Here is a 19,072-nt window from a genome sequence, read left to right on the forward strand (position 1 = left end):
ATCAATTCAGGCTTTAGAAGACAGCCATGTATTAAGACTGGGGGAGAACAAAAAAACTGCCCGGCAATGCACTGGACATGTATAGAGGTAATAGAGCGCGCACCACATGACGTGCGCATGCAACCACCGCTGTCAGTTGCTGACCGATGGGGGGGAACCCACGGGCAAGGCTGCCCCAATTATGCCCGTTGCTGTTCCGTGGCCTTATTTCACCCTTAACGCATAACTTTCAAAAAACGCACGCAACAAAACTGTGCCCCAATCAAGCCGGTCAGTTTGTCCAGCAAGATGGCACTTTTTGCTCATGGTTCAATTATTGCTTAACTGTTTAGGTAAAACCATATCAGGCAACTTTTGCCTACTTGCGGCATTGGCAGTATGCCGACAGGTTTGCTCCTCTGAACATGACGGGCGGATATGATTACGACAGATTTGACCGACAGACAAACATACACCATTCTTTTGCATGGCAGTTGCCGTATTTTATCTGCGGCATATGACCATGCTGATATTTATATCAATTCGGGCAAAGCAGTCATGAAAATGCTTATAAACGAATATATCCGGGGCAAGTAATATGGCATCATTACTCATCTCATCGTACAGCCCTGAAGAAATATCCGCATTTTCAACCACCACGCTGCGCAGCATGGTTGCTTCTGGATTTTCCAGCATTCTGGAATCTCAGGTAAGCGCCCTCACTGTTACGGAAATGTCCTACCTGACCACCGCGCAGGCAGAGGCATTGACTGTTAACCAGATATGTTACCTCACCAGCTCGCAGCTTTCGGCATTGTGCGCGACCCAGATTTCACAGTTTTCTTCCACAGAAATTGCCGCCCTCACCCAGACCCAGTTGCAGGGCTTAACCCCCTCGGATATCAGCGAACTGGCGACAACCCAGATCAGCGTTCTTACAGAAACGCAGATCGCCCTGCTCACCACCACCCAGATTGATGGTCTGAGCCAGCGGCAGATGGCGGTTCTTACAGCCGCGCAGCTAGCCACCTTCAACACCACCCAGCTGGCAAGCCTTGCCCCAACCCAGTTTTCATCCCTGCCTTTTACAGACATGCCAGCCCTTTCGACCGAGCAGATGGCCGCACTGCCCGCAACACTTTTCAGCGCGCTGAATTCCCTGCAGTTGCAGGCAATGACGCCAGAACAGGTAGAATCCCTTTCTGCCAACCAGATTGCGGCCATTTCATGCACTGCGCTCAGAGGCATGACTGCCACGCAGTGCGCCACGCTCACCTCAACCCAGCTGGCGGCACTTTCTACCTCGCAGATTCCCAATCTTTCTCTTGAAGCGGTGGCGGCCCTGAGCGAAAGCCAGCTTTCCGCTCTGTCTTCCACCCAGTTTTCCTCGCTGAGCACGGCGCAGATCAAAAGCCTTCAGCCAACGCAGCTCGCCAGTCTGCCCCAGGAATTGATCAATGCGTTAACCTCCACCCAAAGCGCCGCCCTCTACACCTCGCAGATTGGCTACCTTACCGCCACGCAAATCAGCCAGATGACACTTACGCAGTTTTCGGGGCTCACCAGTACCCTTATAAGCGCGATGTCTGGAACACAGTTTGCCTCTCTTACTCAAACGCAGATGGCCTTGCTGACCGCAAACCAGTTCAGCGGCCTGACCAGCACGGATATATCCGAAATATCTGCCAGCCAGATAAGCCTGCTCAATCAAACGCAGATTGCAGCCCTTTCGTACACAGCCGTGGGTGAATTGAGCGACCCCCAGCTTGCAAGCCTGTCTACAACCCTTATCGCGGCCCTGAGCTCCAAGCAGGTTTCGGCAATCTCGACCTTGCAGATTGCTTCGCTGACCACAGACCAGATTGCAGCCCTGAGCACTACGGGCATCAAGGGTTTGACGAGTTCAAGCGTGGCCGCGCTGAGCACCACACAGATCATGGCGCTCAGCCAGTCGCAGATATCTGCGCTGACAACCAGCCAGGCAGCGGCCATTTCTGCTGAACAGATTCAGGTAATGAATTCCACCCAGATACAGGGATTCAGCGCAGTAGACATTGCCGCCATAAGCGCAACAACATTTATGGGCATGGACACCGCCGCCTTGTCTGCGCTCACGGCAACGCAGCTGAGAAGCATTACGGGCACAGCGCTCAGCGCCCTGAGCAGCACGCAGATGGCCGCACTCAACAGCACGCAGCTGGGGGCTTTGACCACAACCCAGATAGCCAAGCTCAATGCCACCGACATCAGCGAGATGACAACCACAGAGCTTCGTGCCCTCAACACAACCCAGCTTTGCGCCATCACAAGTACGGCCATTCAGGGTCTGACCACAGAGCAGGTTTCGGCCTTGCCCACCACCACGTTGTCGGCCCTTTCCTCTACTGCCATCGCCTCTCTGTCCGACACGCAACTGGCCGCATTGTCACCTGCGCAGGTGTCGGCCATGACGACAACCCAGATGGCGGGCATGACTACAACCCAGATCTCCGGGCTGAACAGTACGTTTCTGGCTTCCCTGCGCACGGAACAGATACGTACGTTCACATCCACCCAGATAAACGCGCTGGCAGACACACAGATATCGGAACTTGGCGCTACCCAGTGGGCCGCGCTGGCTTCGTCGCAGCTGGGCAGCCTCAGCGCTTCGGCCATCAACGCACTCACCACAACGCAGATTGCGGCCCTCACCCAGACCCAGATCAGGGGGCTTACCAAAACAGCCCTGAGTTCCCTTACGGCAGACCAGATGGGGGCGTTGACCTCTACCCAGCTGGCGGCCCTCCTGTCCACCCAAATTTCGGGGCTTACCGGTGAAGACATGGGCGAGCTGAGCGTGACCGCTCTTGCAAGCCTAACACCCGCTGAAATTTCCTATCTTTCAATCACGGCGCTTCAGGGGCTTACGGAAGACCAGATCAGATCGCTCTCAACTTCTCAGATCATGGCTTTGACCCAAACCCAGGCCGCTGGCCTGACGCTGGCCCAAATTGGCGCCTTGAGCACAACGCAGATCGGCGTTTTGAGCACAACGACCATAAGCGGTCTGCCCGCCACATCTCTGGCCGCGCTTGCCAACACGCAGCTTGCGGCTCTTACATCCACCCAGATTTCGGCTCTGGGAACATCGGGCATTCGTGGACTTACGGAAGAGCAGATTTCCCATCTGACCGCAGGGCAGATATCGGCCCTCACAACCTCCCAGATCAGGGCTCTGGACACCACGGCCATTTCTTCACTCACAGACACGCAGATATCGGCCCTCAGCACCAGCCAGATCAGCGCATTGACCAGCACCGGCCTCAGCTCCATGAGCGCCGCCCAGATGGCCGCACTGACCCCGACCCAGCTCAAGTCGCTTGTGGGTACCCAGCTTGCGGGATTGAACAGCGACGATCTGGCGGAACTGACCGCCACAGAAATAGCCAACATACAGCCTTCGGCGCTGGCCTACCTTTCAGTGGAAGCGCTTACTGCGCTGAACGATTCGCTTGTGAGCGCATTGAGCAGCACACAGATCAAGGGGCTTACATCCACACAGATGGCCTCGCTGAGTCCCGAGCAGATTTCCGCGTTTACCGCCGACCAGCTGACGGCTCTGACCACCACCAGCTTCCGCGCCATAAACACCACCGCTCTGGCGGCCCTGGATTCTACGCAGCTTGCCTCTCTGGGCAAAACGCTGCTCACAGCACTTACATCAACCCAGATGCTCGCACTCAGCGAAACACAAATTACAGAGCTGCCCCTTACCCAGTGGGCGGCCCTGACCTCAACCCAGATCGGATACCTGAGTACAGACGTGATCGGCGCTCTTACGCCAACCATGCTGAGCGCCCTTAGCACCACCCAGGTCAGGGGTATTTCAAGCACGGCACTGAGCCAGCTTTCTGCCACGCAGATGGGAGCACTCAGCTCTACCCAGCTTGCAGCCCTGACCCGCACGCAGATCACGGCGCTTTCAGCCACGGACGTGGCCGAGCTCACAACTACCGAGCTTGCCGCCATGACCTCAACCATGATTGCCGCACTCTCTACCACCGCACTGCAGGGTCTGAGCCAAACGCTCATAGCCTCTCTGTCGGTCACGCAGATCAAGGGAATCAGCAGCACCCAGTGCGGCGCGCTTACAGAAACCCAGATGGCGGCCTTTACCGCCACGCAGGTTGCAGCACTTAACCTGACCACAATTCAGGGCCTGTCATCCACAGCGGTGGGAGCCCTCACAGAAACGCAGATGCAGGCGCTTTCGCCCCAGCAGCTGGCAGCCATATCGGCAATTGCCGCAAGCATGCTCACCTCAACGCAGATTGCAAGCCTGACCGTAACCCAACTGGCCGGGCTGAGCACGATACAGATCTCGGGGCTCAAGTCCACAGCCATAGCCGCGCTGACACAAACCCAGATTCAGGCGCTTTCTTCAAGACAGCTCGGCAGCATCAGCACCACGGCGCTTTCTGGTCTCAGCGCATCGCAGGTTGCCCTTCTGAGCTCCACCCAGATTCAGGGGCTCACTTCAACCCAGATCAACTCGCTGAGCTCCACGGCCTTCTCAGCCATCGCGGCCACCCAGATAAGTTCAATGACCCTTGCCCAGCTGCGGGCCATATCCAGCACCAATATCAGCGCCCTCACATCCACACAGGTGCAGCAGCTTTCGGCTACGCAGATAGCCTCACTCAACGCAACCCAGATCTCGGGGCTCACAGCCACTGACATGGCAGAGCTTTCCGCTGCCAATCTGGCAGCGCTGACCAAGACAGAAATTTCTGCCCTGCCCGCCTCTGCGCTTCAGGGGTTGACCCAAACGCAGATTGCAGCGCTCACGACCACGCAGATTTCCGGCCTGACGTCAACGCAGCTGTCCGCGCTTTCCACCGACCAGATTACTGCCTTGAGTTCGACGCAGATCAAGGCCCTTACCACCGCTGGCGTCAGCGGGCTTACCCTGACCGGTTTTGGAGCCCTGACCGCCACCCAGCTTGAGGCCATGACGTCTTCACAGGTTGCGGCACTGTCAACCACCACCATGAGGGGGCTGACGACAACACAGCTTACCCAGCTGTTGCCCACCCAGTTCGCAGCCCTTACGCCCCAGCAGTGCAGTGCGCTGACAACCCAGCAGATGGCCTCCCTGACAGAATCTCAGCTCGGAGCCTTGCGCGCTACAGCAGTTGCGGGCATTACCGCCGTGCAGGCAGGCGCACTGACCACGACGCAAATCGGCTGGCTGAACGCGACGCAGTTTTCAGCCTTGAGCTCGTCGGCCATCGCGGGCCTTACCACGCAGCAAATTGCCGCGCTCAACAGCACCCAGATCGCCTCGCTCAATTCCGTGCAGCTGGCCTCCCTGAGCGATCGTCAGATCGCAACCATGTCGGCCTCGCAGGTTGCGGCGCTGTTGCCCTCGCAGATTTCTACCCTTACCACCACCCAGATTGGCGACCTCAGCGCCACTCAGATTGCGGCTCTTTCCAGCACGCAACTTGCGGCTCTCAGCGCCACGCGGTCCGCAAGCCTTACTGCCACCCAGGTGGCATCACTTACCCTGACCCAGCTTGCAAGCCTTGCGCCTTCCCAGCTGCAGGCCCTTACCGCGTCAGCCATCAGCGGGCTGACGCCAACGGAAATGGCCGCGCTTTCGACAACCCAGCTTGCGGCTTTTTCCACTTCGCAGTTTGCCACATTCTCCAGAACCCAGCTCGCGGCACTGACCACAACGCAGTGGGGTTCGCTGGGCACCACGCTTATTGCCGGCATGACCGCAAAGCAGATTTCCGGCCTTACGGCAACACAGCTTTCATCACTGAGTCAGGAACAGATTGGCGCGTTCACAACCACAGGACTGACAGCGCTGACAACGACCAGCATTGCCTCATTGCGGGACACGCAGATTGCGGCAATCAGCGCCACGGCCATTGGCGCGCTGGCGGCCACGCAGGTAGCAGCCCTGACAACCACGCAACTGGCGGCCCTTTCTGTCACGCAGATGGGGGCCATATCTGCCACCGGCATCACAGGCTTGAGCACCTCGGCCCTGGCAGCATTGACCGATACACAGTATGCGGGGTTGAGCTCCACCCAGGTTGCGGCCTTTACCGAAACCCAGGTGCATTCGCTGTCGGCCACGCAACTGGCGGCCTTCAACGCAACACTTATTTCCGGCCTTTCTTCCACGCAGGTTGCCTCGCTGACAACAACGCAACTGGCGGCTTTTTCTGCCAGCCAGATCAGCGCCCTGACCACCAGCGGGCTCGACGGCATCACCGCCACTCAGCTGGCATCGCTCTCGTCAACCCAGCTTCAGGCCCTCAGCCCCACGCAGCTTGCCAGCCTTGAAACGCGGCAGATCGCGTCGCTTACCACCGACCAGATAAACGCGCTGGCACCTACCCAGATTGGCGGGCTTGAAACCACTGACCTCGCAGCACTCACGCCTTCACAGATTGCCTCGCTGACGGCAACACAAATTGCCTCGCTCACCACAACGCAGACTGCGGCACTCACCGGCGCTCAGGTGCAGGCCCTGAGCAGGGACCAGCTGGCTGCGCTTTCCAATTCGCAGATTGCCTCGCTGTCCACAACGGCCGTTTCCAGTCTCTCTCTCACCGCCATCGCGGCCCTGACGACGCGTCAGCTGGGATCGCTCGCGGCAACGCAGTTTGCGGCTCTTACCACAACGCAGATTGCCGGCCTGAGCACAGCGCAGATCGGTTCTTTGACAACCACAGAGCTGGGCGGGCTTTCCGATACCCAGATTGCGGCCCTCAGTTCCACCCAGTTTGGAGCCCTCAACGCATTCCAGATGCAGGCACTGACGGCCACCGCTCTGGCCGGGCTCACGCAGACGCAGATAGCCAGCCTTACGGCAGACCAGCTTGAAATGCTCAGTGCTTCACAGGTGGGTTCGTTAACGGCAACCCAGCTCAATTCTCTCTCTGCCACGCAGCTGGCCTCGCTTGCCACAACCCAGATCCAGGGCCTTGCCAGCAGCAAGATTCCCGCACTCACAACAACCATGCTGGCCGCTTTGCCCGAAACGCTTCTGGCCGCCTTTACCGCAACAGAAATGGCGGCCCTCACCAGCACCCAGGTGGCGGCCCTTTCCACAAACCAGCTTGCGGCGCTCTCTACCCAGCAGATGGCGGCCATCAGCACCACAGCCATGGCGGCGCTTACCATCACAGAGCTTGCCAGCCTGAGCACCAGGCAGATTTCTGCGCTTACGGCAAGCCAGATGGCAGCGCTCACGCCCACACAGCTTGGATCGCTTGCAGCGACCCAGATCAATGCTCTCACTGGCGCGGAGATATCCGCCCTTACCGGCAACCAGCTGGCAAACCTGAGCACCACCCAGCTGCAGACATTCAGCACTACCCAGTTGCAGTCCCTGAGCACCACGGCCATTACCGGCCTCACTGCCACCCAGTTGCAGGCCATGGACCAGACCCTGCTTGGCATGTTCAGCGCCACGCAGATGGCAGCGCTGACAACAAGCCAGATAGGCGCAATCACGCCTACCCAGATCGGGCAGCTGGCAACCACCCAGATATCCGGACTTACGTCTGCGCAGATTGCAGCCCTGAACGCAACACAGGTGGGCGCACTGACACAGACCCAGATGGCAACCCTCACAGCCACCAAAATGGCCGCCATCACCAGCACCCAACTGGCGGCGCTCAGCGATACGCAGCTGGCGGCATTGACCAGCGACCAGATTGCCGCGCTCAGCACTTCCGCGCTGGCGGGACTTTCCACCACAAGATTGCTGTCTCTGACAACCCGGCAGTTTGACGCGCTCACCACGGCCCAGGTGGCGGCTCTTACCACCACCCAGATCGCAGCGCTTACAGGCACTGAAATCGGCCTTCTGAACGCCAGTGAGATCAACGCCCTCTCCAGCTCGCAGATCGCCGCGTTCAGCGCTACACAGCTTGCGGCGCTCTCTGCGACCCAGATCGCAGCCATATCCACCAGTGCAATCACAGGGCTGACCGAATCGCAGATTGCCGCACTGAGCAATGAACAGTTCAACGCCCTCACCCCGGCGGAACTCGGCGCACTGAACACAAGCCAGATTCGGGCTCTCAGCGCCACCCAGCTTGGCGCGCTGAGCACAAGTCAATTCGCCGGACTTACCTCCACACAGGTGTCAAAGCTCACCAGCAGCCAGATAGCGGCCCTGTCCACCACCCAGCTGGCCGCCATGAACACCGCGCAGATAAGCGGCCTCACCGATACCCAGGCGCAGGCCCTGTCTACAGCCCAGCTCAATGCTCTGAGCACCGCGCAGATAGCGGCCCTGTCCACCACGGCAGTGCGCAGCTTTACAACAACCGAGTTTGCGGCACTTTCCGCGCAGCAGATGGCAGCGCTGGCAGGCACGCAGATTCAGGCCATGACGGCCACCCAGATTACGTCACTTACCCCCACCCTGCTCTCGTCGCTGACCACCACGCAGATCAGGGCGCTGACGGCAGACCAGGTGGGCGCCATGAGCACTGCGCAGCTTAACGCTCTCAGCACCTCACAGGTGGCAAGCATATCCGGCACGGGCATTTCCGGCCTTACCGCCGCGCAGATTGGCGGCATCGACAGCACACGTCTTGCGAGCCTCAGCGTAACCCAGCTTGCCAGCCTCTCCACCAGAACGGTGGCGAACCTCACAAGCACCAACATTAGCGCGCTTACCACCACCCAGCTGAGCAACCTCACAGCCACCACCATTGCCGCTCTTTCCACCACGGTGGTTTCGTCACTCACCGGCAGCCAGCTTGAGGCCCTTTCGGCCCAGGAGATTGCCAGTCTTACGTCTTCGCAGGCCGGTGCGCTCACAAGCACCCAGATTGCAAGCCTGACCACCACCCAGCTGAACTCCCTGTCTGCCACGGGCCTTTCTGGCCTTACGGCAACGCAGATCAGCACGTTGACTCCCTCCCAGCTGGAGGGGCTCACCGCAACCAGCGTTCAGGGGCTTTCTTCTGCGGCGGTGTCGGGCCTTACAAGCACCCAGATCGCGGCCCTCACAACAACCCAGTTTACCAGCCTTTCGGCTACGGGCATCAAGGGTTTTTCTGCAACGCAAATAGCAGGCCTCACGGCCGCGCAGGTATCACTGCTGACCGCAGACGAGCTTTACGGCCTTACCTCCGCACAGGTTGGGGCACTGGCACAGTTCCAGGCGCTCAGCTCGAGCCAGATTGCCGCATTGTCCACAACCGGTATCATGGGGCTTACCGCCAGCATGATACAGGGCATGACCCAGACCCAGCTTGCCGGCATAACGGCAACCCAGATGAATTCCCTGACCACAACTGAAATAGACAGCCTCTCCACATCGCAGATTGCGGCACTGAGCACGCAGCAGATACAGGCCCTGAACCGCGCCCAGATTCGCTCACTGAGCACAGAACAGCTGGGAGCCCTGACAACATCGCAGTTTGCTGCGCTCACCCCATCCCAGCTGGGCAATCTTACAGCAACAGAACTGACCAGCCTGTCTGCAACACAATTGCAACAGATTACTCCTGCACAGTTTGGCGGCTTGAACGGCGAACAGATCAGTGCTATGACTTCTGCTCAGATTGCAATGCTGACGGCAACCCAGATAAGTGGCATTACACCGACAACCATTGCTACCTGGTCACAATCCGTCATGGATGCGCTTACTGAAAAGAGCTTTGAGTTTGACGCGCTGAACGCAACACAGATACGGGCATTTACCACTACCCAGCTCTCCACCATGACCCCGGAGCAGCTTGCCGCGCTTTCCAGTGCTCTGGCGTAACGCACCGGCGGCTTGCACTTGCGCAGTTTTTCATAGGCGCTGGCTGCAATTTTGATGACACTGCCCACAGACACAACACAGTAGTTAACAGGAAAAGGCATGCCGAACGATATTCTTTCACCAGCCCTCGTTGCCTCCATGGTGGGCAGCCTGAGCGTTCCAGACCTGATCCGCACCATGGAAACCTTCAAGCAAAGCGGGCAAGATGCCTCCATTGAGGCTGGCTATGCCGCGTGGATAGCGCAGAATCAGGGGCATCCGCTGCTGTATGCCGTGCTTTTCAACTATTCTGTGTGTCTGGCTGACGCAGGCAAACTGGATGAAGCCCAGCAGCTTCTTGAAAAAGCAATCGCCATCAATCCCGACTTCATGCCGCCCTACATCAACCTTGGGCGCATATACGAACGCCAGGGCAAAATAGGCCTTGCCATTATCCAGTGGTCTGCTGGTCTGACCAAAATGTCTGCACTCACGGGCATGGGCATCACGCACAAGACCACAGCGCTTAACCAGAGCGCCAGAGCCCTGGAAGCAATCTCTCAAGACGAATCCGCCGAAATCATGCTGCGCGAAAGCCTCGAACTTGACCCGCATCAGAGCGAAGTTGCCCAGCACCTCATTGCCCTGCGCCAGCGGCAGTATGAATGGCCCGTGGTGCTGCCCACCGATCGCGTAAGCCGCCGCTGCCTCATGGAAGGAATGTCGCCCCTTTCGGCAGCCGCCTACACAGACGATCCCATGCTGCAGCTGGCTCTTTCAAGCCACTACAACACCAACGATGTGGGTACGCCCGCACAATTTTTTGATACCTGGCCCAAGACGACGGAACATAACGGACCGTTGCGTATCGGCTATCTCTCGTCCGACCTGCGCGAGCACGCCGTGGGCTACCTGATGACAGAAGTTCTGGGCCTGCACGACCGCAGCAAGGTTGAAGTATTCGCATATTACTGCGGCCCGGCATCGCAAGACCAGCTGCACCAGCACTTTCAGTCCACATCCGACCACTGGGTTTCTCTCAGTGAAATGGACGACGATGCCGCTGCCCGGCGCATTGCAGATGACGGCATCCAGATTCTTGTGGACGTCAACGGCTATACCAGAGAGGCGCGCCTCAAGGTGGTGGCCCGACGGCCTGCGCCGGTCATCGTCAACTGGCTGGGCTACCCCGGTACCATGGCCAGCCCTTACCACAACTACATCGTGGCCGATGAATGGATTATTCCTGAATCGCACGAAATGTATTATTCGGAAAAAGTGCTGCGCCTGCCCTGCTACCAGCCCAATAACCGCAATCGGGCACTTTCACCTGTTCAACCCAGCCGTTCAGAAGCCGGCCTGCCCGAAAATGCCACAGTTTTCTGCTGCTTTAACGGTTCGCACAAAATCCACCGCGCCACATTTGAACGGTGGATGCGCATTCTTGCGCAGGTGCCAAACAGTGTACTGTGGCTCCTTGACGGGTCTGAAACGACCAATAAACGCCTGCGCGAGCATGCGGCAAAACTTGGCATAACCGAAGACCGCATTATTTTTGCGCCCAAGGTTGCCAATGCAAATCACCTTGTGCGCTACCCGCTGGCAGACCTCTTTTTGGACACCACACCCTACGGGGCGCACACCACCGCTTCGGATGCCCTGTGGATGGGTGTTCCGGTGCTGACGTGCAGTGGGCGCTCGTTTGCATCACGTGTTTGCGGCAGCCTGGTGCGCTCTGCCGGAACTCCAGAGCTTGTCTGTGAAAACCTTGATGACTATGTGCAAAAAGCGGTGGAACTGGGCAACACCAGGGAAAAGCTCAAGAAGGTACGGGAAAAACTGGCCAAAGCCCGCAAAACCTGCGCACTTTTTGACATGCCCCTGCTGGTCAAAAGCCTTGAATCTCTCTACGAGCAGATGTGGACTGCCAGCAAACAGGGCAAAACGCCCCGTCCCGACCTTGCCCAGCTTGAAACCTATCTGGAAGTAGGCATTGATCTGAACCACGAAGAAGTGGAAGTTCAGGCCATTGCCGACTACAAGGGCTGGTGGACAGAACGCTTGGCCCGTCGGCACAAATTCCGCCCCTTGTCGCTGGACAACCGCATGGTCACTGACCCCAAACTGTTTGGCTAGCAGCCGGTGAAGATGCGCTGTAACAGTTGAGCAAAAAGTACATTGCAACAATTTCAGCCTGCTGAAATTCGGCATATCAAATAGTATAGCGCCACGACATTTGAGCTACTAATGATAAAGGGATTACAGAAATCTTCTGTAATCCCTTTATCATTGCCTTGTACCTTGGAATGGCATTTCCTGTTCCACTCCCTCGCCAATTATTCAAGGAAATAAATATCACGCCCTATAATCCTGCATGCTCAATTCAATAAATACTGCCCAGCCATTATCGCATTGAAATAAGACATCTTGCCCGCAGGTGGAACACCACTGTTCATACATGCACGGGGATCCATAAAAAGGCTTAGTTGAAGTCACTGGACTCTATTGTTCTTATCATTTATTGATGCAATATGATGAAATCATTTTTTGAAACCGGATATCCGGCCAGGCGGTCATTCTGTGTAGCTGGTCACATCTGAGAGCTTTCATTTTGCAACAAACACCAGAAGTCTGAAAAATTATACGTGTCGGGCGATACAAATGGCAAAAGATCACTGCCGTCCCATGCAGGAACAAGCCTAGCAACCGACCAGGCAAACACAACTGCACAAATGTACCTGCACTACAGTGGCGCACTGCCCAGCCCACTCAACCATAAGCCGGATATTGAATCGGATGAATTTTATCGACATCGTCATGCCCTATGTATTGCTTTTTCTCCAGATCATACTGTCTGGACTGGGCATCGTTTTTTTAATAAGCGGTATTGATGAGCTGTTTATTGACTGTGTATATCTAATATATAAAGCCTACAGAAAGATTTTTATCAGCCGCAAATATTCTCCGCTTACGGAATCACAGCTTCTCTCCATACCAGAAAAGCCCATTGCCATAATGATTCCTTGCTGGGATGAATCTGACGTTATCCGGCGCATGCTTGATAATACAATAAGAACTGTCACCTACTCCAACTATCAGATTTTTGTCGGCACATACCCCAATGATCCCCAGACCCAACGCGAGGTGGCACTGGCAAGCGAAGTTTATGGCAACGTAAACAGAATCGTATGCCCCAAGGATGGCCCCACCAACAAGGCCGACTGCCTGAACTGGATTTACGCGGGCATTCGTCACTATGAAAAAGAGCATGGCGTAGAATTTGCCATCTACGTGATGAATGATTCAGAAGACATTGCGCATCCATTATATCTCAAGCTTTTCAACTACCTCATTCCACGCTGCGACATGGTGCAGCTTCCTGTTTTTCCCATGGTATTGCGCTGGTGGAACTTTACCGCCGGGCATTATGCAGACGAATTTGCCGAAAACCACGCGCGCGACATGCTTGTGCGCGAAATTTTGAGCAAATCCGTGCCGTCAGCTGGTGTCGGCAGCGGGTACAGCCGCCGCGCCCTTGAGCTGCTTGCTGCAGATTCCAACAACCAGCTTTTCAACATTGATTCTCTTACCGAAGATTATGATTTCGGCATGCGGATGCGCAAATTTGGCCTGCGACAGATTTTTGTGCGGCAGGTCTTGCAGCGTCAGTCAGTACGCACCAGCTGGCTTACCGGAAAACGCCATGCGGTCACCAAGCGGGAATATATTGTTATCAGGGAATTTTTTCCCCGAACATTCACCATGGCAGTACGGCAAAAGTCGCGCTGGATCATGGGTATTGCGCTTCAGGGCTGGGCGAGCATTGGCTGGCAGGGAGATTTCTGGACGCGCTACATGCTGTTTCGGGACAGAAAGGGGTTGATCACAAATATCGTCAGCATGACGGCAAATGCCCTTGTGCCCGTGTTTCTTCTTATCTGGCTGTATTTTCAGCTCATGCCAGATGTCTACAATTACCCGCCCATTGTCGAACGCGACACGTGGCTCTGGCACCTGATGCAGGTAAACCTGTTCTTTTTCTTTTGGCGTTCGTTCTGCCGCATGATGTACGTATACGTGGTGTACGGCATCGGGGAGGCGGTCTTATCCTTCCCCCGGCTCATCTGGGGCAATGTCATCAACTTTGCGGCCACAATGAGGGCCTTCAAGCTCTATGCCCGCTATCTGCTGACCGGCAAGGTCATTGCCTGGGACAAAACAGATCACATCTATCCCTCTGAGGCAGACCTGATGGCTTACCGGCGCAAGCTGGGCGACCTCATGCTGGACAGACGTTTTATCACCACCTCGCAACTTGACGCAGCACTGGCAAGGCAAAAAGAATCTGGCCGTCCTTTGGGGCAGGTTTTGCTCGACATGGGCATGACCACCGAGGACAATCTGGTTCAGATTCTGGGCCAGCAGTTTCATCTTGAGACAAGGGACATTGATCCTTTCATGACGCCCATGGATGCGCTGACGGCCATTCCCCGCCAGATGGCTTTGGCCAACAGCGCCTTTCCCCTTGAAATAAAGCCGACTGGCGAGCTCGCCGTGGCGGTCGAAAATCCGCCATCGCAGCAGGCTATTACAGAGATGGAGCAGGCTGCTGGCCGTGCAATAGTGCTTTACCTGGTTACAAAGAGCGATCTGGCATACGCCCTGCGATTCGGATTTGACCGCATCACCGCCGCCCGCGAGTCCGAGACGCTCCAGCTGGTGCAAAAAATCAAGGATACCAACCTGCTGACAAACGAGCAGATAGATAACGCCTACCGTCAACAGCGCAAAACATACGCCCGGCTGGGTGACGTGCTGATTCAGGAAAACATGCTGCAATACAAAGACCTGAAGGAAGCCGAGGCGCGCTATTTTACCACTCGCAACTCCAATGAAAGGTTTGGCGTGTTTCTGGTCATAAATGGGTACATCACCCAGGATCAGCTTGTGCAGGCCCTTTCGCTGCAGAAGTCCTCGTGTGCGAGCTTGCAGGATATTCTGCTTCAGCTTGGCTACGTATCGCAAAAAGACCTTGATGCCCTTGCAGATAAGCCTGTCGCCAGCGAGAATGGCCATGTCTGACATCAGAGCGCAACCCACTGAAATGCGACAAAACCCCAATCGGCGGCTTTGGCGTTGGAGCATTGCAGCCCTGCTGATACTGTGGTCTGTGGCTGCGGTATCACCTGCGGTGGCAGCCGATGCACCGCAGCAAAATGCACCAGAGAAAAAATCACAGGGTTTTCTGCAAGACCGGCTGAATCATCTCAAAAGCTACCCGCATCTGGACATGGCATACCGCAGGCTGACTCAGGGAAAGCTTGAAGAGGCGGCAAAGGAATTCCAGCAGTACCTTGACCTGCGTCCAGACGATGCCAAGGCTCGATACGACTACATGAATCTTCTTTTCCGCATGGAAAAGCACGCAGAAGCACTGGCCCAGATCGAGGGCCTGCCCGATGCGGATTCAAATTATGCCCTGCAGCAGCTCAAGGCATCCATCTATATCAAGCAGAGGCGCACGGAAGATGCCTTCAAGGCGTACCGCAAGGCACTGAACCTGGCGGGCAACGACGCTGAAAAACTCACGGTTCTTCAATCACTGGCCTTCTTGAGCCAGGAAAACGGTTCGCTGGATCAGGCCAGCCAGTACATTGTCCAGGCACGGGCCATCGCTCCGCGCAATACGCTGCTACTGCAGAAACAGGCCACCATCGCCAGCATGATGGGCAACAAGGCTGAGGCCGCACGGTTGGCCATAGAACTGACGAGCATTGATCCCTCGCCACAAAACCGCACCATCCTTGCCAACAGCCTCTTTGCCACAGGGCAGTTTGCCCTGGCAGCAGAGGAATATGCGCAGCTGACCGACAACAACAGCCAGATGCTGCTCAACGCGGGTCTGAGCTTTGCGGCCGCGCATGAGGATGCCCGCGCTGCGCAGTATCTTGAAAAATACATTCAGGATATCGCCCCCCGGCAAAGTAGCGAGGGCCTGCTGGCATTGGGCAACGTATACACCTCTATGGGCGAAGGCGCTCAGGCGGCGCGCGCATACAGCCAGTATCTGGGTATGGCCACCAAGCCGCATCAAAAGGCTGCCGCCCTGCTGGCACTGGGCAATGCTTACGCCGCGGCTGGCGATGCCCAGAAAGCTTATGAAACTTACGATGCGGCCCAATCACTGTCAGAAGAATTTTCGCCAGCAGAAAAATCCCAGCTGTATATGGCGCTGGGTCTGACGGCGCTGGCCACAGCCTCGCCTTCGCTGGCCGTAAAGCCGCTTCAGACCGCTCTACCTTTGCAGGAAAACCCGCAAAACATAAAACTTGCGCTGCAATCACTTGCACAGGCCCACACTTCGCTGGGCAACCTGCAGGAGGCTGCCGCAGCCTGGCGGGCCGCAGCGGCAAGCCCCGGCGCGACAGCTCAGGAAGCAGCACGGTGCGATGAAAACCTCGGTTACATTCTGACTGCCCTCGGCGACCATGCAAACGCACGCAAGGCCTTTGCCCGCGCTGTGGCCGCTGGCAATCCCCACTGGGAACTTATGCTGGCGCTGGCCCAGGCAGACTTTGCCACAGGGCACCTGAACGACGCTCTGGAGCATTTTGAAAAAGCGGAACAACTGCGCTCGTCACCAGGCACCAGACTAGCCCTGGGGCACACCTATGAACGGCTGGGTAAACTGGGGCTGGCGATCATCAACTTTCAGAGTGTCGCAGCCCATATACACACCCTGCCTGTGGCGCAGCAGTATGAATATTACAAGGGCATGGGCTACCTGTATTCGGCAGAATCACGGTACGATGCCGCCGCCGAGGCCTACAGCAAAGCACTGTCACTGCGCCGTGACGAGGCAACAGCCATCAATCTGGGCCGTGCGCTACGTCTGTCAAACCAGCTCGATGCTGCCCGGCAAACGCTGGAATCCGTAAACGCCCACGTACTCGATACGGACATGCGCCTGCTGCAGCTTTCTGAACTGGCGGCCATTGCCAGTGCCCAGCAGCGCCATGACGATGAAGATGCCCTGCTGCAGGAAGCTCTGACTCTGAAGGATACTGGCGACCTCAATTTCCGTCTGGCCAGTGTAAAACGTAAAAAAAATGAGCCGCCCGACGCCATCCGCCTCTACCGCAAATCAGTGGAGCAGAATGATTCCGGTTCTACCTGGGCAGCTCTTGGCTTTGCGCTGAGCGACAATAAACAGTTTGGCGCGGCGGCCGAAGCCTTTGAGGCAGCAATACAGAAAAACGACGGGCTCACCCCGCTTTGGGAAGAACTCGGCTACGCCTACATGCACGATTCACAAAACAGCCGTGCGGCCGAGGCCTTCAAACGCGCCATAGACAATGCCCTGGCCCAGGCCGATGCCACTGCCGAAGACAGCGAGGCTGCCGCCGAAAAAACATACAGGCTGCGCAAGGAAGTCACCAAACTGCAGACGCATTTTACCACAACTGCCTATCTCTCCTATGTGCCTGGTGCCACGGGCAGCTCCAGCTGGTCTGGCGGCGATTCATCACGCACGGTGCGGTCTGGCGGCGGTGTCGAAATGGCCTGGATTCCGCCCTTCTTCGGTCTGCGCGACGACCGCATATTGCAGGTCATAGGTCGCGTAAGTGCAAGCCTTGATCAGAACAATTCGTTTTCATTCGACGAAAAGTCATGGCAGGGCGCAGTGGGCCTGCGCTACAAACCTTTTCAAAGCCAGAACCTCAGCGTAGGGGTTGAGCGGCTGTTCCACATTGGCAGAAATGCCGAAGACAACTGGCTTTTCAGGGCCATGTATTCCTGGGCCGACGGCCTCGACCTGAAGCCCGGCAAGCCCTACTGGAACTACTCGTTCGTATATGGCGAGTACGACTACTTTGCCGATTACAATGCCCGCAGCACCGTTTACGGCGAGGCAAGACAAGGCATTACCTTTAACCTGCACGACAAATGGCTGGTTTCTCCCCATGTGGTCGGCGATTTCAGGCTGGTCGAACCAGACCGGGATCAGGATTCGCTGGCCGAATTTGGCGCAGGCGTTTCGCTGCGCTACATGTTGCCCGCATTTGCCTATGAAGCACCGCGGTCTTCGGTAGAATTTTTACTGCAATACAAGTATGGAACACTCTTTCACGCGCTGAGCAACGACAAGAATAACAATATCAGCTCTGTGTTCCTTACGACAATTATTACTTTTTAATGGAAAACGGCATGAACAAAATACGCTTCCTGCTGACTTTCATACTGGCGTTCGCACTTTTTTCGTCAAGTTCGGCCAGCGCAAAGGACAGCGCGCCACGCTTTACGGGCACCTTTGTACAGCTGTGGGATACCCACGCCACATGGGACAGCACCCGCTGGAACGGTCTGTTTGCCTCGCTGCGAGCCATTGGTGTTACAGAAGTTATTGTCCAATGGACAGCTACCCAGGCCAGCGGCGCCCAAACCAGTGCGCCCCAGACCAACCCGGCGCAAACACAAGGCATGGAAACCGGCCGCACCGCGTCCGCCCCGGTACAGCTGCATCCGGCCCTGCCCCTGTTGCTGCAGGCAGCCGAAGCGCAGCACATGCAGATAGTGCTGGGCCTTGTGCATGACCCGGCTTACTGGGATAAAATCAAGGCCGAACCGGATATCGTGCGCTACTACCTGCGTCAGCTGCGCAATACCAGCCTGAATACCGCCCGCGCCGCCCTTTTACTGCCCGGCAGTAAGAATGTGGTCAGCGGTTTTTATATTCCGCAGGAAATTGACGATAAAAGCTGGCTTGAGCCAGAGCGTCAGGAAGCTCTTGTAGACTGTCTGGCCAGCCTGAGGGCAGGCCTGCAGACAGTGGCCCCCGGCTTGCCGGTAGCCATATCGGGCTTTTCCAACGCTTTTGCCGAACCGGCCATTCTGGAGCAATTTTGGCTGACTGTTCTGAAAAAATCCGGCATTGAGCGAATTCTGTTTCAGGATGGAGTGGGCGTGCACAAGCTGCGCATACAGGAAACAGGCCTGTTCATGGCAGCAGTATCGCGCGCCGCGCAAAAAGCTGACGGAATCCTGACCCCGGTGGTCGAAACCTTCCGTCAGGTTGACGGCCCCCCGATCAACGACAAACCCTTTCGTGCTGTGCCCGCAAGTCTTTCGGCTCTGCAACGGCAGATGGCCATTGCAGCGGCGCAGCCCCACACGGGCATTGTGGCGTTCAGCCTGCCCGAATACTGCTCGCCCTATGGAATAAAGGGCGCAGCCGACCTGTACGCACAGTACAAGGCGTCCTTTCGCCGATAGCCACAGCATGCCGGAGCATGTAACCATCAACAACATATTGCCGTGCTGCGTATA

6 protein-coding genes are annotated in these 19,072 nt (G+C 56.7%); all 6 read left to right on the forward strand.

Features of this window, described 5'->3' with window-relative positions:
- The first annotated feature begins 577 nt into the window (after nucleotides 1-577).
- The 6 genes from F8N36_RS08825 to F8N36_RS08850 all read left to right on the forward strand — a co-directional run bounded on the left by F8N36_RS08825 (nucleotide 578) and on the right by F8N36_RS08850 (nucleotide 19,018).
- The gene (locus F8N36_RS08825) at nucleotides 578-9,766 is read left to right on the forward strand and encodes a hypothetical protein (protein ID WP_291332428.1); all 9,189 of its coding nucleotides are present in this window, start codon (nucleotides 578-580) and stop codon (nucleotides 9,764-9,766) included.
- Between the two features lie 99 nt (nucleotides 9,767-9,865).
- Nucleotides 9,866-11,881 (forward strand): tetratricopeptide repeat protein, encoded by a 2,016-nt coding sequence (locus F8N36_RS08830; RefSeq protein ID WP_291332429.1) that lies wholly within the window; start codon nucleotides 9,866-9,868, stop codon nucleotides 11,879-11,881.
- 509 nt (nucleotides 11,882-12,390) lie between these two features.
- The gene (locus F8N36_RS08835) at nucleotides 12,391-12,636 is read left to right on the forward strand and encodes a hypothetical protein (protein ID WP_291332611.1); all 246 of its coding nucleotides are present in this window, start codon (nucleotides 12,391-12,393) and stop codon (nucleotides 12,634-12,636) included.
- Nucleotides 12,563-14,827, forward strand: a complete 2,265-nt coding sequence (locus F8N36_RS08840) for a glycosyl transferase family protein (protein WP_291332603.1) — start codon at nucleotides 12,563-12,565, stop codon at nucleotides 14,825-14,827. Before F8N36_RS08835 ends, F8N36_RS08840 begins: the two co-directional genes overlap by 74 nt.
- A complete protein-coding gene (locus tag F8N36_RS08845) occupies nucleotides 14,820-17,942 on the forward strand; it encodes a tetratricopeptide repeat protein (RefSeq protein WP_291332430.1) in 3,123 nt (1,040 codons plus the stop codon). The genes F8N36_RS08840 and F8N36_RS08845 overlap by 8 nt, the downstream gene beginning before the upstream one ends.
- Before the next feature lie 11 nt (nucleotides 17,943-17,953).
- On the forward strand, nucleotides 17,954-19,018 hold the full coding sequence (locus F8N36_RS08850; RefSeq protein ID WP_291332431.1) for a DUF4434 domain-containing protein: 1,065 nt from the start codon (nucleotides 17,954-17,956) through the stop codon (nucleotides 19,016-19,018).
- Nucleotides 19,019-19,072: the final 54 nt, after the last annotated feature.

The organism is Desulfovibrio sp., from assembly GCF_009712225.1.
Classification (GTDB): domain Bacteria; phylum Desulfobacterota; class Desulfovibrionia; order Desulfovibrionales; family Desulfovibrionaceae; genus Desulfovibrio.